Annotated in this window: 15 protein-coding genes; 7 read left to right on the plus strand and 8 right to left on the minus strand. The window is 73.2% G+C overall.

Annotated features, from left to right (window positions below; translation table 11 throughout):
- Positions 1-216 precede the first annotated feature (216 nt).
- A complete protein-coding gene (locus R2E43_RS31300; protein WP_003977397.1) occupies positions 217-1,392 on the plus strand; it encodes an acyl-CoA dehydrogenase family protein in 1,176 nt (391 codons plus the stop codon).
- Here the strand turns inward: R2E43_RS31300 and R2E43_RS31305 are convergent.
- Together R2E43_RS31305 and R2E43_RS31310 are read right to left on the minus strand one after the other, a co-directional pair.
- The gene (locus tag R2E43_RS31305) at positions 1,355-1,672 is read right to left on the minus strand and encodes a hypothetical protein (RefSeq protein WP_003977398.1); all 318 of its coding nucleotides are present in this window, start codon (positions 1,670-1,672) and stop codon (positions 1,355-1,357) included. The genes R2E43_RS31300 and R2E43_RS31305 overlap by 38 nt on opposite strands.
- A 172-nt stretch (positions 1,673-1,844) precedes the next feature.
- Positions 1,845-2,282: a hypothetical protein gene (locus R2E43_RS31310; protein WP_003977399.1), complete on the minus strand. Its 438-nt coding sequence runs from the start codon at positions 2,280-2,282 to the stop codon at positions 1,845-1,847.
- A 267-nt stretch (positions 2,283-2,549) separates the two neighbouring features.
- Here R2E43_RS31310 and R2E43_RS31315 point away from each other — a divergent pair, with 267 nt between their 5' ends.
- The 4 genes from R2E43_RS31315 (at position 2,550) to fxsA (ending at position 6,749) form a co-directional block, all read left to right on the plus strand.
- A complete protein-coding gene (locus tag R2E43_RS31315) occupies positions 2,550-2,990 on the plus strand; it encodes an Lrp/AsnC family transcriptional regulator (protein WP_019983923.1) in 441 nt (146 codons plus the stop codon).
- A gap of 89 nt (positions 2,991-3,079) precedes the next feature.
- Positions 3,080-4,684, plus strand: a complete 1,605-nt coding sequence (locus R2E43_RS31320) for an amidohydrolase (protein ID WP_037666826.1) — start codon at positions 3,080-3,082, stop codon at positions 4,682-4,684.
- 525 nt (positions 4,685-5,209) lie between these two features.
- Positions 5,210-6,118 carry a polyprenol monophosphomannose synthase gene (locus tag R2E43_RS31325; protein WP_011027779.1) on the plus strand — a complete coding sequence of 303 codons (909 nt, stop codon included), beginning with the start codon at positions 5,210-5,212 and terminating at the stop codon, positions 6,116-6,118.
- A 46-nt stretch (positions 6,119-6,164) separates the two neighbouring features.
- Entirely contained in the window at positions 6,165-6,749 is a 585-nt protein-coding gene (fxsA, locus tag R2E43_RS31330; RefSeq protein WP_193485757.1) for an FxsA family membrane protein, read from the plus strand.
- 102 nt (positions 6,750-6,851) lie between these two features.
- On the opposite strand, the gene R2E43_RS31335 is transcribed toward fxsA, so the two are convergent.
- From R2E43_RS31335 to yczE, 4 genes are all read right to left on the minus strand, one after another.
- A complete protein-coding gene (locus tag R2E43_RS31335) occupies positions 6,852-7,226 on the minus strand; it encodes an RNA polymerase-binding protein RbpA (protein WP_003977404.1) in 375 nt (124 codons plus the stop codon).
- Positions 7,227-7,503: 277 nt separating this feature from the next.
- On the minus strand, positions 7,504-8,859 hold the full coding sequence (locus tag R2E43_RS31340) for an MFS transporter (RefSeq protein ID WP_210984468.1): 1,356 nt from the start codon (positions 8,857-8,859) through the stop codon (positions 7,504-7,506).
- 51 nt (positions 8,860-8,910) lie between these two features.
- A complete protein-coding gene (locus tag R2E43_RS31345) occupies positions 8,911-9,678 on the minus strand; it encodes a glycerophosphodiester phosphodiesterase (protein ID WP_030866965.1) in 768 nt (255 codons plus the stop codon).
- Positions 9,675-10,367, minus strand: a complete 693-nt coding sequence (gene yczE / locus R2E43_RS31350) for a membrane protein YczE (RefSeq protein ID WP_030866963.1) — start codon at positions 10,365-10,367, stop codon at positions 9,675-9,677. Before yczE ends, R2E43_RS31345 begins: the two co-directional genes overlap by 4 nt.
- Positions 10,368-10,469: 102 nt before the next feature.
- On the opposite strand from yczE, the gene R2E43_RS31355 reads away from it, so the two are divergent.
- Complete coding sequence (locus R2E43_RS31355) at positions 10,470-11,972, plus strand: SCO1417 family PLP biosynthesis transcription factor (RefSeq protein ID WP_003977408.1); 1,503 nt, start codon at positions 10,470-10,472, stop codon at positions 11,970-11,972.
- Positions 11,973-12,339: 367 nt separating this feature from the next.
- Here R2E43_RS31355 and R2E43_RS31360 read toward each other — a convergent pair whose 3' ends face one another.
- The gene (locus tag R2E43_RS31360; protein ID WP_319711306.1) at positions 12,340-14,094 is read right to left on the minus strand and encodes a hypothetical protein; all 1,755 of its coding nucleotides are present in this window, start codon (positions 14,092-14,094) and stop codon (positions 12,340-12,342) included.
- 53 nt (positions 14,095-14,147) lie between these two features.
- A complete protein-coding gene (locus R2E43_RS31365) occupies positions 14,148-14,342 on the minus strand; it encodes a hypothetical protein (RefSeq protein ID WP_003977410.1) in 195 nt (64 codons plus the stop codon).
- 269 nt (positions 14,343-14,611) lie between these two features.
- Here R2E43_RS31365 and R2E43_RS31370 point away from each other — a divergent pair, with 269 nt between their 5' ends.
- Positions 14,612-15,004: an ankyrin repeat domain-containing protein gene (locus R2E43_RS31370; protein WP_016325767.1), complete on the plus strand. Its 393-nt coding sequence runs from the start codon at positions 14,612-14,614 to the stop codon at positions 15,002-15,004.
- The last annotated feature ends 285 nt before the right edge of the window (positions 15,005-15,289 follow it).

The raw sequence follows: 15,289 nt of genomic DNA on the forward strand, positions 1-15,289 counted from the left end.
GCCCGGTCGAAGGCATTCCCGGAATTCTTTGAGTAAGCGGTCGTTAACTGGTGACTCCGTGCCTCCGATCGGGCATACTCACAGCGCACAGCCGCTGGTCAGCCGCTTCCGCGACCCGGGAGTGCGAGCATCGGCCAGGCCCGAAAGACCCGGCGGAGCCGCCTCCACCCAAGGCGCACGTCCGCCGATGTGCCCGACAGGGAGGAGAGCGTCGCCATGCCCGACCGCGCCCCGCAGCCGGTGGACCGGCAACTGCCCACGGACGAGGCACGGGACCTGATCTCGCTCGTTCGCGACATCGCGCAGCGTGAGATCGTCCCGAGCGCGGCCGAGGAGGAGGACACCGGACGCTTTCCGCGCGAGGTCTTCACCCTCCTGTCCGACTCGGGCCTCCTCGGCCTGCCCTACGACGCCGAGTTCGGCGGCGGGGAGCAGCCGTACGAGGTCTATCTCCAGGTCCTCGAGGAGCTGGCCGCGGCCCGGCTCACCGTCGGCCTCGGCGTCAGCGTGCACACGCTCGCCTCCTACGCGCTCGCCACGTACGGCACCAAGGAGCAGCAGGCCGAGCACCTGCCGGCGATGCTCGGCGGCGGCCTGCTCGGCGCCTACAGCCTCTCCGAGCCCGCCTCCGGCTCCGACGCCGCCTCGCTGCGCACCAAGGCCGTGCGCGAAAGCGGCGGAGACTGGGTGATCACCGGCACCAAGGCGTGGATCACGCACGGCGGCATCGCCGACTTCTACACCGTCATGGCGCGCACGGGCGAGGACGGACCGCGCGGCATCACCGCGTTCCTGGTGCCCGCCGACGCCGAGGGGCTGAGCGCCGCGGTGCCGGAGAAGAAGATGGGGCTCAAGGGCTCGCCCACCGCACAGGTCCACCTCGACGGTGTGCGGGTCCCCGACGCCCGCCGGCTCGGCGACGAGGGGCAGGGCTTCGCGATCGCCCTGTCCGCGCTCGACTCCGGCCGGCTGGGCATCGCCGCCTGCGCGATCGGCGTGGCCCAGGCGGCGCTGGACGAGGCGCTGTCCTACGCGACCGGGCGCAGGCAGTTCGGCAAGCCGATCGCCGACTTCCAGGGGCTGCGCTTCATGCTCGCCGACATGGCGACGCAGATCGAGGCGGGCCGTGCCCTGTACCTGACGGCGGCCCGACTGCGCGACGCCGGGCTGCCGTTCGCCAAGCAGGCCGCCATGGCCAAACTGCACTGCACCGACACGGCCATGCGGGTCACCACCGACGCCGTGCAGATCCTCGGCGGGTACGGCTACACCGCCGACTTCCCTGCCGAGCGGTACATGCGCGAGGCCAAGGTGCTGCAGATCGTCGAGGGCACCAACCAGATCCAGCGGATGGTCATCGCCCGTCACCTCGCGGGTCCCGAGGAGCGCTGAGGTCGGCGGCGACGGCGAAGTCGCCGCCGCCGCGGAAGTCGCCGGTGGTGAAGAAGTCACCCGTGGCGAAGAAGTCCCCGAGGCCGCGCGGGGGTTCCGCGAGCCTGACCCACTCCGGGTCGTGGCGTCCGGGCAGGGTGCGGCCGCCGTCGGCCCAGGTCCGCATCAGCTCACGGTAGATCGGCGGGTCCGGGATCTGCGGGGCCGGTGGGACCGGACCCGCGGGCACCGGCACGAACACGCGGCGCCGACTCCCGGTCGACGAGTACGTGGGGGTCATACACCGGCAACGCGGCGACGTGCGGTCAGGTCACCGGCGGAGGCAATCGAGCGTGAGTTCGTGGGCGTCCGCCACCGACCCGCGCCACGGCATCCTGCGAGCCGCGGCGCGGGCGGGGTGACGGAACGGGCGGGCGAGCTCCTCGAACCGGGCGCCCGGGCGCCCGGGGGCCTCAGGCCGCTTCGCGCCGCATCGTCGGCACCCGCATCGGGCGCGAGCCCGGGCCGCCGACGTGGGAGAAGGGCTGGGTCCGCCAGTCGAGGCCCCGAGGGAGCGTCAACAGCAGGGCGGTGTCCTGCTCGTGGGGCCGGAACGACTCGTCCGCGGGACGCGCCTCGGTGGCCCTGCGGCCGGTGCCGGCGCAGACCGTGAGCCCGAACGGGTTCCACGGGGAGGCGCACAGGGCGTGCTCCGGCAGCGTCTCCTCGTCCGCCAGCAGGGCGATGGGCTGCGCACAGTCCGGGCAGAGCACCCGGTACATCTCGAAGGTGTCGTAGGCGTCGAGTTCCTCGTCGTCGAAGGCGTCGGGTTCGACGCCCTCCGATACGGGCTCGACGACCGGCTGCTGCCGCTTGGGCGTGGTACGACCAGGGCGCTTAAGACTCTGCATGGGATTCTCCCCCTCGGGCTGGGTCGTGACGGCACTGCGGCCTCGACCACAGCAAGCACTTCCCGTCCCCCCTCCGGGGTAATCACGGGACCATCACGGAGAACGTTCAACCAGTGTGGTCTTCGTCACATGCCGCTCGCAGATGCCCCGTGCGGTGTGTTTGTCCCCACCCGGGCACCGTTCGACGACCCGTCACATCACGAACGGGGCATGACCCGCACTGCGCAGGTGTCCGAGGAGGTCAACGGCACTGTAGGTTCTTGCGCCATGGAGGAGCTGGACCGACAGATCGTGCAGCTGCTCGTCAAGGACGGGCGGATGAGCTACACCGACCTGGGCAAGGCCACGGGCCTGTCCACGTCGGCCGTGCACCAGCGGGTGCGGCGGCTGGAGCAGCGTGGCGTCATCCGCGGTTACGCCGCGGTCGTCGACCCGGAGGCCGTCGGGCTGCCGATGACCGCCTTCATCTCGGTGAAACCGTTCGACCCCAGCGCCCCCGACGACATCGCGGACCGCCTCGCCGGGGTCCCCGAGATCGAGGCCTGCCACAGCGTCGCGGGCGACGAGAACTACATCCTCAAGGTCCGGGTGGCCACCCCGCACGAGCTGGAGGAACTGCTCGCCCGGGTCCGCTCCCTCGCCGGTGTCTCGACCCGCACCACCGTGGTCCTCTCGACCCCCTACGAGTCCCGTCCGCCGCGCATCTGACGGCGCCCGCGCGGGACTGCGGGGCCACGGCCGCACGCCCGGCAGCCCCGGCTGCCGGGCGGCCCCCGCGAGGGGCGAGACTGGTGTCCATGAGTGAGTCCACCACCCCGTCCTCGACCGTCCTGCTGCGCCGCGGCGAGGTCCACAGTCCCGCCGACCCCTTCGCGACGGCCATGGTCGTCGAACGCGGCCAGGTCGCCTGGGTCGGCTCGGAGGGCGCCGCGGACGCCTTCGCGGACGGGGTCGACGAGGTGATCGACCTGGACGGCGCCCTCGTCACCCCGGCGTTCACCGACGCACACGTGCACACCACCGCCACCGGCCTCGCCCTCACCGGGCTCGACCTGTCCGGTGCCCCCACCCGCGAGGCGGCCCTCGCCCTGGTACGGGACTTCGCCGCCGCCCGCCCGGACGACCGCGTGCTCCTCGGTCACGGCTGGGACGCCGCCCGCTGGCCCGACGGGCAGCCGCCCGCGCGCGCCGAGCTGGACGCCGCGACCGGCGGCCGCCCCCTCTACCTCAGCCGGATCGACGTCCACTCGGCCGTCGTCACCACCGCCCTGCTCGACCTGGCGCCCGGTGACCTCGCGCGCGGGGACGGCCCGCTCACCGGCGACGCCCACCACGCCGTACGCGCCGCCGCCCTCGGGGCCGTCACCCCCGCCCAGCGCGCCGGCGCCCAGCGCGCGGCCCTCGCGCACGCCGCCTCCCTCGGCATCGGAACCGTTCACGAATGCGCAGGCCCGGACATCTCCTCCGAGGACGACCTGACCGGCCTGCTGCGCCTGTCCGCGAAGGAGCCCGGGCCGCGGGTGATCGGCTACTGGGCCGAGCAGGACGTCGACAAGGCGCGGGAGCTGGGCGCCGTCGGGGCCGCCGGGGACCTCTTCGTCGACGGCTCCCTCGGCTCCCACACGGCCTGCCTGCACCAGCCCTACGCCGACGCCGGCCACACCGGCACCGCCCACCTGGACGCCGCCGCCGTCGCCGCGCACGTCGTCGCCTGCACCGAGGCGGGCCTTCAGGCGGGCTTCCACGCCATCGGTGACGCCGCCGTGAGCGCCGTCGTGGAGGGAGTGCGCGCCGCTGCCGACAAGATCGGCCTCGCCCGCGTCCGGGCCGCCCGCCACCGGATCGAGCACGCCGAGATGCTCACGCCCGAGACGGTCGCGGCCTTCGCCGAACTGGGCCTGACCGCCTCCGTCCAGCCCGCCTTCGACGCGCTCTGGGGCGGCGAGGACGGCATGTACGCCCGGCGCCTGGGCGCCGAGCGGGCCCGCACGCTCAACCCCTTCGCCGCCCTGCTGCGCGCCGGCGTGCCGCTCGCCTTCGGCTCCGACAGCCCGGTCACCCCCCTCGACCCGTGGGGGACCGTCCGGGCCGCCGCCTTCCACCGCACCCCGGAGCACCGGGTCTCCGTCCGCGCCGCGTTCACGGCGCACACGCGGGGCGGCTGGCGGGCGATCGGCCGCGACGACGCGGGTGTCCTGGTGCCGGGTGTGCCCGCGGACTACGCCGTGTGGCGTACCGGCGAACTCGTGGTCCAGGCCCCGGACGACCGGGTGGCCCGCTGGTCGACCGACCCGCGCTCCGGCACCCCCGGCCTGCCCGACCTCACCCCCGGCCGGGACCTGCCCGTCTGCCTGCGTACCGTGGTGGGCGGCCGGACGGTCTTCGTACGGCCGGGCGAGTGATCTCCACGGCCGACGGGGCGATGATCTTCGCGCGGCCGCGACCTGCGTCTCCTCCGCGCTGACCTGCGCATTGACATCAAAGGTGCAGGTGGAACGACTGTTGACAGGCGACGGCGGGGGGCCGGTAGGTTCGGCCGGGTCCACCACCGGACGCCCGACCGGGGAACCTTCCGCACACGCGTCGCGGCGCCGCTGAGTCAGGGACGGTGTGCCGCACCGGGGCACCGCCACTGGGAGCCAGGCTCAGTGCCCGCACCGCGACGAGGGAACGTTCCGGCCGGTCGGGAGGTGTGACCCGGGTGGGGCCCGGGCGCTCAGTAGACAACGGCCTGGGCCGATCCGCAGCCGGCGGGTCCCGGGCCGGCCCGAAGGGCGCCGGGCCCCCATCCGTCGCACAAACGGCCTGAATCGGCCATCCCTACCCCGGTTCCGGGAAAACGACACCACCGTACGGCCGTCCTGTCGCGTCGGCGCAGGCCGCGGCGATTATGGTGGTCCTCTGTGGACGGACACGAAGGGGCAGTGGTGAACGACGGCGACGGGACGCCCGCGGCTGCGGCGCGGGAGAGGCGGTTCGGCCCGCTGGGCACGGCCCTGGTGATCATCCCGACCTACAACGAGGCGGAGAACATCAAGGCGATCGTCACGCGTGTGCGCGAGGCCGTCCCCGAGGCACACGTGCTCGTGGCCGACGACAACAGCCCCGACGGCACCGGCAAGCTCGCCGACGAACTGGCGGCCGCGGACGACCACGTCCAGGTCATGCACCGCAAGGGCAAGGAAGGGCTGGGCGCCGCCTACCTCGCCGGCTTCCGCTGGGGCCTGGAGCACGGCTACGGCGTGCTGATCGAGATGGACGCCGACGGCTCCCACCAGCCCGAGGAACTGCCCCGTCTGCTGACCGCCCTCAAGGGCGCCGACCTCGTCCTCGGCTCGCGCTGGGTGCCCGGCGGCCGGGTGGTCAACTGGCCCAAGTCCCGCGAGATCATCTCGCGTGGCGGCAGCATGTACTCGAGAATCGCGCTCGACCTGCCGCTGCGCGACATCACCGGCGGCTACCGCGCCTTCCGCCGCGAGACCCTGGAGGGGCTCGGCCTCGAGGAGGTCGCCTCCCAGGGGTACTGCTTCCAGGTCGACCTCGCCCGCCGGGCGATCAAGGCCGGCTATCACGTCGTGGAGGTGCCGATCACGTTCGTGGAGCGGGAACTCGGCGACTCCAAGATGAGCCGCGACATCCTGGTGGAGGCCCTGTGGCGGGTCACCACGTGGGGCGTGGGGGAGAGGGTCGGCAAGGTGCTCGGCCGCGACAGGCGGTCCGGCACGGCGGCCGACGGGCAGACGGCCTCGAGCGGGACCGACGGGCGGACGGCCTCGAGCGACAGGTCGACGGACTCCCTCGACGAGTCGGCGAAGGCGTCCGACGCCAAGGCCTGACCGCCCTCTTATGCGGCACTGAGCCGGGGCCAGGCACACTGGGAGTATGACGACTGGCGCTCAGACCCCCAGGTCCCCCGCCCGGCCTCCGCGCTCCCGGCTGCGCACGTTCCTGCCGCTGGGCGCCGCCGCCTGGCTCGTGCTGGAGATCTGGCTGCTGACCGTGATCGCGGGGGCGACCAGCGGTTTCATGGTCTTCCTGCTCCTGGTCGCCGGTGTCGTCCTCGGCTCCATGGTCATCAAGGCGGCGGGCCGCCGGGCCTTCCGCAATCTCACCGAGACGCTCAACCAGCAGCAGTCGGCCATGCGGGCGGGCGTGCCGCCCGAGGCACGCCCCAACAGCGAGGGCAACGGCCTGATGATGCTGGGCGGGCTGCTCCTGATCCTGCCCGGTCCGATCTCGGACGTGCTCGGCCTGCTCATGCTGCTGCCCCCGGTGCAGAAGGGCGTCAGCCGCTACGCCCAGCGGACGGTGGAGCGCAAGCTCCGCGACGCCGGGCCCGGTACCCTCGGCGACGCCTTCCGCCAGGCCCGGATGCAGCACCCGGACGGCAAGGTCGTCCAGGGCGAGGTCATACGGGACGACCCGGACGACGCCCCGCAGGACCCGCGCCCCCCGCTGACGCACTGAGCCTGCGGGCCGGGCACGGCACGACAAAACCGCGGGTGCCGTACATGAAGTCATGTACGGCACCCGCGGTTTTTGTTCGGTTGTGTCGCCTACGGTTTCCCGCTACGCACTCTTGCGGCTGTCTCGCGGATGGACCGCGATGTTCATCGCGCCGGAGCGCAGAACGGCCAGCCGCTCCTCGAGGACCTCTTCGAGTTCCTCGCGGGTGCGTCGCTCCATCAGCATGTCCCAGTGCGTACGCGCGGGCTTGGCCTTCTTCTCCTCAGGGCCGTCGCCGTCAACCAGGAGTGCCTGGGCCCCGCAGACCTTGCACTCCCACTCCGGCGGGATCTCCGCCTCGACCGAGAAGGGCATCTCGAATCGATGTCCCTTCTCGCATGCGTACTCCACGGCCTGGCGCGGGGCCAGGTCGATGCCGCGGTCCGTCTCGTAGCTGGTCACCACGAGGCGCGTGCCGCGAAGAGCTCGCTCACTCATGAATCGTGCCTCCCGGGCTTGTCGCCCACAGGACAGGTGTCGCTGTCGTCGTCATCCGGTCAACGTCCGGGCGGCGGTAAAGATTCCCGTTCCGACTCCCGATCCGGGCCCTGCGTCGCCGTCGCAGCCGCAGCCTTGCAACCAGTGCAGTACCCGCCGACGTCCGGTTTGTCACCTCTGCTGGCAGATGTGACATAGCGATTCGGCACCTTTGACGCGCAGTAACGGTACGCCTGGCAGGCCAAACGCGTACACTACAGCCCTTTCGCGCCGAGTGCTAAATCCTTTCGGGTACCGGGTTGCCCGCGTCGCCGATCGCCCGCCGTACCGGGACCCGCGCGAGCAGCACGAACCCGATAACGAAGAAGGCCACCAGCGAGATGATCGCGTCCCGGTAGCTCCCGGTCAGCTGGTAGGTCAGCCCGAAGAGCAGCGGCCCGAGCCAGCTCATCCCGCGGTCGCTCAGCTCGTACGCCGAGAAGTACTCCGCCTCCTTGCCCGGGGGGACCAGGTGGGAGAACAGGGAGCGGGACAGGGCCTGGCTGCCGCCCAGGACGAGCCCGATCCCGGCGGCCAGCACGAAGAACCACGCCGGCGCCCCGGCCGGCAGGAAGTACCCGGCCGCCAGGGTCACCGTCCAGGCGACCAGCGACCCGAGGATCGTGCGTTTGGCCCCGTACCTCCGGGCCAGCCGGCCGAGCGCCAGCGCGCCCGCCACCGCCAGCACCTGGACCAGCAGCACCGCCACGATGAGCGTGGACTGCCCGAGGTCCAGTTCCTCGGAACCGTAGACCGAGGCCTGGGAGATCACCGTCTGGATGCCGTCGTTGTAGACCAGGTACGCCAGCAGGAAGGCCAGCGTCAGCGGGCGGCGGCGCATGTCGCGGACGGTCGCCGCGAGCTGCCGGAACCCGGGCAGCGCGGCCTCCCGTGCCACCGCGCGCCGGTCGCGCAGCCGCCGGAGCGGAATGAGCGCGAAGGCGCCCCACCACAGTCCCGCCGACGCCAGACAGATGCGGACCGCCGCGCTCTCGCTCAGCCCGAAGGAGTCGTGGCCGGTGTAGAGGACCAGATTGACGACCAGGACCAGGGAGCCGGCCGCGTAGCCGAAGGCCCAGCCGCGGGAGGAGACCGCGTCGCGCTCCTCGGGCGGGGCGATCTGGGGCAGGTAGGAGTTGTAGAGCATCATGGCGACCGACTGCGCGGCGTTGGCGACGACCAACAGCAGGCCGCCCAGCAGGTAGCGGTCGCCGTCGAGGAAGAACATGGCGGTCGTGGCCGCGGCGCCGGTGTACGCGGCGGCGGCCAGCAGCGGCTTCTTGCGCCCCGAGCGGTCGGCCGCCGCGCCCACCAGAGGCATCACCAGCACCGCCACGATCACCGACAGCGACACCGAGTACGCGAAGAACGAACCGGCGCGCACCGGTATGCCCAGCGGGTGGACGTACCCGTCCGCGTCCGCCGCCGACTCCGCGACCGAGGTGAGATAGGGCCCCAGGAACACGGTGAGCACGCTCGTCGAGTAGACGGAGCACGCCCAGTCGTAGAAGTACCAGCCACGCTGCTCGCGCCGCCGTTCGGCGGCCGGGTCGGCCCCGTCCGCCGCATCCGTCCGCAGGGTGTCGGTGCCCACCGTGCCCTCGCTTCCCCGTGAACGCGCACCGTCCCCGGGATGCGGCCGGGGTCATCCCCAGACGCCGCGGTCCTCCATGACCTTGCGCAGTGTGTCGATGTGATCGGTCATGATGCCATCCACTCCCAGGTCCAGAAGCCGGTGCATGCGGTCCGCGTCGTTCACCGTCCAGACGTGCACCTGCAGCCCGCGCGCGTGTGCGGCCCGCAGGAAACGGTGATCCACCACCGGGACGCCCGACTGCGTCTCGGGAACCTGCGCGGCCACCGCCGAGCGGCGCGGCGCGACCGGCACGCCCCAGGAGCGCAGCCGCAGCCCGAGGACGCCGCGGGTGCCGTACGAGGTGGCCAGGCGCGGGCCGGCCAGCCGCTGGGCGCGGACCACGCGCGCCTCGGAGAACGAGCCGACGCAGATCCGGTCCCAGGCGTTGTGCCGGCCGATCAGCTCCAGGAGCGGCTCCAGGGCGGGCTCCGCCTTCACGTCGACGTTCCAGCGCACCGCGGGAAAGGTCTCCAGGAGCTCCTCGAAGAGCGGCACCGGTTCCTCGCCCGCCACGCGCGCGTGGCGCACGTTCTCCCACGGCAGGTCGGCGATCCGCCCGGCCCCGTCCGTCACCCGGTCCAGGGTCCCGTCGTGGAAGGCGACCAGCTTCCCGTCCCGCGTGGCGTGCACGTCCGTCTCGATGTACCGGTAGCCCGCCCCGACGGCCCGGCGGAACTGCCGCAGCGTGTTCTCCAGGCCGTCCGCCGCCCCGCCCCGGTGGGCGAAGGCGATGGGTCCCGGATGGTCGAGGTAGGGGTGGCGTATCGGGGTGGTCACCGACGCAGTATCGCGCGCCGGGGTTGACCGGCGGCAACCACCGTGCTGCCGTCCGGTGCCGGCGGTACGGCGAACGCGCGCAGGAACACCTGGGCGAGCGGGCCGATCGACACGGCGTAGAGCAGGGTGCCGAGGCCCACCGTGCCGCCGAGCGCGAAGCCCGTCACCACGACGGTGATCTCGACGGCGGTCCGCACCAGCCGCACCGAGAGCCCCGTGCGCCGGTTGAGCCCCGTCATCAGGCCGTCCCGGGGGCCGGGGCCGAAGCGCGCGGCGATGTACAGCCCCGTCGCCGCGCCGTTCAGGACGATGCCCGCCACCATCGCGGCGATCCGCAGCGTCCAGCCGTGGGCGTCCGGCACGACGCTCAGCGTGGCGTCCATCGCGGCGCCGATCACGAGCACGTTGGAGACGGTGCCGAGGCCCGGCCGCTGGCGCAGCGGGATCCACAGCAGCAGGACGACCGCGCCCACGACGGTCAGCACCACGCCCATCGACAGCCCGGTGTGCTCCGCCAGGCCCTGGTGCAGCACGTTCCACGGTTCGAGGCCGAGCCCGGACCTGACCAGCAGCGCCGAACTCGCTCCGTACAGGACGAGACCGCCGTAGAGCTGGGTCAGCCGCCGCGCGAGTCGCCCGGACCGTCCGGACTGCCCGGATTGCCTCGACTGCCTGGACTGCCTGGACAAGAAGTGCCCCCTGGGGTGGTGGTAGTGGACTGCCACATGACACCCTGTGGCTTCAGAAGAGGAGTCAACCATGGCCAATTCGGGGAAGGTGGACTGATTTTCATGGCGCAGTGGACCTCGGCCGTGGGGGCGGGGCAGCTCGCGCGGCTGCTCGGCTCCCAGCAGGACCGCCCGGCCGGGCCCGGCACGCGCCGCCCGCCGGCCTACCGCGCGCTCGCCGACGGCATCCGGCTGCTCGTGCTGGAGGGCCGCGTCCCGGTCGCCGCCCGGCTGCCCGCCGAACGCGAACTGGCCCTCGCCCTGACCGTCAGCCGGACCACCGTCGCCGCCGCCTACGAGGCGCTGCGTGCCGAGGGCTTCCTGGAGTCCCGGCGGGGGGCGGGCAGCTGGACCGCGGTTCCGGCCGGGAACCCGCTGCCCGCGCGCGGACTCGAGCCGCTTCCCCCCGAGGCGCTCGGCTCGGTGATCGACCTGGGCTGCGCGGCGCTGCCCGCACCCGAGCCCTGGCTCACCCGTGCCGTACAGGGCGCCCTCGAAGAGCTGCCGCCGTACGCGCACACCCACGGCGACTACCCGGCCGGACTGCCCGCGCTGCGCGCGATGATCGCCGAGCGCTACACCGCGCGGGGCATCCCCACCATGCCCGAGCAGATCATGGTGACCACCGGGGCGATGGGCGCCATCGACGCCATCTGCCACCTTTTCGGCGGGCGCGGCGAGCGGATCGCCGTGGAGTCCCCGTCCTACGCCAACATCCTCCAGCTGATGCGCGAGGCCGGGGCCAGGCTGGTGCCCGTCGCGATGGCCGAGGGCCTCACCGGCTGGGACGTGGACCGCTGGCGGCAGGTGCTGCGCGACGCCGCGCCCCGGATCGCCTACGTCGTCGCCGACTTCCACAACCCCACCGGTGCGCTCGCCGACGACGATCAGCGGCGACGGCTGGTCGACGCGGCCCGCTCGGCGGGGACGGTGCTCGTCGCCGACGAGACGATGAGCGAGCTGTGGCTGGACGAGGACGTCGAGATGCCGCGTCCCGTGTGCGCCTTCGACCCGGCCGGTTCCACCGTGATCACCGTCGGCTCCGCGAGCAAGGCCTTCTGGGCAGGGATGCGCATCGGCTGGGTCCGCGCCGCGCCCGACGTGATCCGCAGCCTGGTCGCCGCGCGGGCCTACGCCGACCTGGGCACACCGGTGCTGGAGCAGCTCGCCGTGAACTGGCTGTTCAGCACCGGAGGCTGGGAGCAGGCCGTGACGGTGCGCCGCGAGCAGGCCCGGCAGAACCGGGACGAGCTGGTGGCGGCGGTGCGCCGGGAGCTGCCCGACTGGGAGTTCGAGGTGCCCCGCGGTGGGCTCACCCTCTGGGTGCGCACGGGGGGCCTGTCGGGATCCCGGCTCGCCGAGGCGGGGGAGCGGGTGGGCGTCCGCGTCCCGTCCGGGCCGCGCTTCGGGGTCGACGGTGCCTTCGAGGGGTACGTCCGGCTGCCGTTCACGGTCGGCGGCGCGGTGGCCGAGGAGGCGGCGGTACGGCTGGCCGCGGCGGCCCGGCTGGTGGAGAGCGGCGGCGTCGGGGGCGGCGGAGAGGCACCGCGGACGTTCGTGGCCTAGGGCGCGTCCGGCGGGGCCGCCGGGGGACCTCCGCCCGCGAAGTCCGGGCGGGCGGAGCCCCCCGTTCGTTCGCCCGCCCGTGCCGGGGACGGTGGCGACGTGCCGAGTCGGCAACGGCCGGCGATGTGGCGAGCGCGCGCGCCGCACCCGCCTCGGCGTGCCCGTCGGGGACGCCGAGGCCGCCGGCGCGCGAGGCGGGTGGGACGTCTGGGGCGCGCACGGGCAGGTCGCACCGGTGACCGTCGGGCGGCCGGGCGAAGGCGCTGCGGCCGCCGGGGCCCGCGGGGCCCCGGGCGGGACGCGGACGGACGGTGGAGAGGCGGCGGGGCCGGGACGGGCGGTGGGGTGCGCCGTCCCGGCCGGGGAGTCAGGAGGTCTCCGCCGCGACCGCGTCGGCGGGAACCGTCTCAGCGGGCGCGGGTTCGGCCGGCGCCCCGGCCGTCGCCTTCTCCGCCGTCACCGGGTCCGGCTCCGGCTCCGCCGCGGTCGCCTCCGGCTCGCTCGCCACCACGCGGACCGGGGCTCCCTGCTTCTCCATGGAGACGGCCTTCGCCTCCGCCTCCACCTCCGCCTCGGCCTCCGGGGGGAGGGGGGCCTGCTCCCCGTCCGCCGGTGTCGTGCGCGGGGGGAGCAGGTCGAGCACCGCCTGCCGGTGGGCCTCGCTCGTCGCGTCGTCGTAGGGGTCCGGGGTGGCCGGGACCTGGAGGCGGTGCACCGGGCCGGTGCCGAGGCGGGCGTACCCCCGGCCGGGCGGGACCTGGTCGAGCGGAGTGGTGTGCGGGGGAGCGCCCAGCGCGTTCGCCAGTTCGTCCGCGGTGGCCGGGCCGAGCACGACACGCGCGCGTGTGTGCTGCCGTACGGCGTCGGTGAGGCTGTCGAGGGCGTCGAGCTGGTCGGCGACGACCACCGTCACGTTCGCCGCCCGGCCGTGCCGCAGGGGGACCTGGAGCAGGGTCTGCGGGTCGCGGCGCCCGCCCGTGTCGGCGAGGTGCGTGAACGCGGTCGGACGGTCCAGGAAGACCCACAGGGGCCGCCGGGTGTCGTCCGGTGCCGCCAGGCCCTGCTGACGGGCCCGGTTCACGGCGATCAGCCGCCGCTCCGTCTCCGCGGCGGCCCACTCCAGGCTGGTCAGCGCGCCGGTGAGGCCGCACTCCACGGCCAGGACGCCGTCCCGGCCGACCAGGCAGGCGTACTCCCCGGTGCCTCCGCCGTCCACGATCAGCAGGTCGCCGTGGTGCAGCGCCTGGAGGGCGACCGAGCGCAGCAGGGTGGACGTGCCGGTGCCGGGCTGCCCCAGGACCAGCAGATGGGGCTCGGTCGAGCGGATGCCGGTGCGCCAGACGACCGGCGGTACGTCCCGCTGCTCCACGCCGTGGGTGAGCGGGAGCGTGCGCTGGACGCGCGTCGGGTCGGTGAAGCCGAGGACGGTCTCGCCGGGCGCCGTCACGAAACGCTGGGCGGCGATGTCGGTGGGGAGCGCCGCGAGCACGTCGACGGAGAGGTGGTTGGCCTCCTCGTCCCACGTGAAGCGGTACTCCCGGCCCCGGCCGGACTTCGCGGTGAGCAGGTGCTCGATCCGGGCCCGGGACTCCGCCTCCCCGTCGGTGAAGTAGGCGGGGTAGCGGATCACCAGGTGGGCGACGCGCCCGTCCTCGTCGAACTCGTGGGCGGGGAACGCCTTCTCCCACCCGCCGCCGTGGGCGTAGAGGGGGTCGGGGTCCTCCGCGATGGAGAAGTACGGGACCAGCGCCTCGTAGAGCGACTGAAGGCGCCTGGTCCGGGTGTCGTCGGTGCCCTCGGGCGCCGCCGGGGTGCGTTCCCTGCCCTGCCAGGCTGCCGCCGCCATCAGGACGATGACGGCGAGCAGCGGGCCGTAGGGCACGAGCGCCACGACCAGGACCACCGAGGCCACCAGGAACAGCAGCGCGCCGCGCCGGTCCCTGGGGGTCTCGGTCCATCTGCGCCGCCCGGCCGCGGCCAGTCGGCGCAGACCGCGGGCGATCGTGATCAGCGGCTGGAGGACGTCGGTGGCGCTGTCGGCCGCCGTCCGGGCCAGCTCCCGGCTCCGGGCGAGCTGTGCGCCGCCGTTGCTCAGAATGCGGGGGAGGGGCCGCCGGGCCACTGCTGCCTCCTGGAGGTGCGTACGTGCGGATGTCGGGCGGGGGGAGCGGGTCGTCAGAACTTGATGCCGCCGAGGAGGCCCGCGAGGCTCTCGCCGCCCGCCTTGATGCTCGGGGCGATGGCCGTACTCGCGAGATAGAACCCGAACAGTACGGCGACCAGCGCGTGCGAGGCCTTGAGGCCGTCCTTGCGGAAGAAGATGAAGACGACGATGCCGAGCAGGACCACGCCTGAGATCGAGAGGATCATGTGAGTTCTCCTGGTTCACGGGGACAGTCACCATGAGTACTTCCAGGCTCACAGCATGTATCCGTACGATAAAAGGTGCAAATGGGGGAAATTCGACCGAATTACCTCAGGTGGCGGAGCGCTCCTTGGGCCGCTCGGGTGTGCTGCGAGCCAGTACCCTGGCGGTTCACCCGCACGGCCACACCGCTCGTGGCCGTGCGTACCCGTAGTCCCCGGCGTTCGTCAGACCCGTACGAGCGTCACGCAGGTAGTGAGAGGTGGTCCGGCCGATGAGTGAAGCCCCCGACCCCGAGGTCGTGGAGCTGGCGACCAAGATCTTCGATCTGGCCCGGCAGGGGCGGACCGAAGAGCTGGTGGCGTACGTGGACGCCGGTGTCCCGGCCGACCTCACCAACGACCGCGGCGACTCCCTCGTCATGCTCGCCGCCTACCACGGCCACGCCGCCGCGGTCCGCGCGCTGCTGACCCGTGGCGCCGACGCCGACCGTGTCAACGACCGGGGTCAGACGCCGCTCGCCGGAGCCGCCTTCAAGGGTGAGATCGACGTGACCAAGGCGCTGCTGGAGGCCGGCGCGGACCCGGCGGCGGGCACCCCGTCGGCCGTCGACACGGCCCGGATGTTCGCCCGGACGGACCTGCTGGAGCTGTTCGGCGCCCGGTGACGGGGCGGTGGAGAGGGTCCTGTCCGGACCTGCTCCACATTTTTCTGACCAGGGAAAACACTGGAAACGGGGGAGGCGGTACAGGGCCGCCGAAATTTCGGTCGCGGCAGATGTGACCGCCGGGCCATCATGACGACGTGGTTCACGGACGTGATGGCTGGGCAGATGTTGCCGCACCGCGCGGGCCGTGACTCGGCCCGCAAGGGCCACCGACGAGAGGCAGAGGAACATGGTCTTCAGCAAGCAAGAGACGGCGGGCGCTCCGACGTGTTGGCGCACGGCCAG

The organism is Streptomyces violaceoruber, assembly GCF_033406955.1.
GTDB classification, from domain to species: Bacteria; Actinomycetota; Actinomycetes; order Streptomycetales; family Streptomycetaceae; genus Streptomyces; species Streptomyces violaceoruber.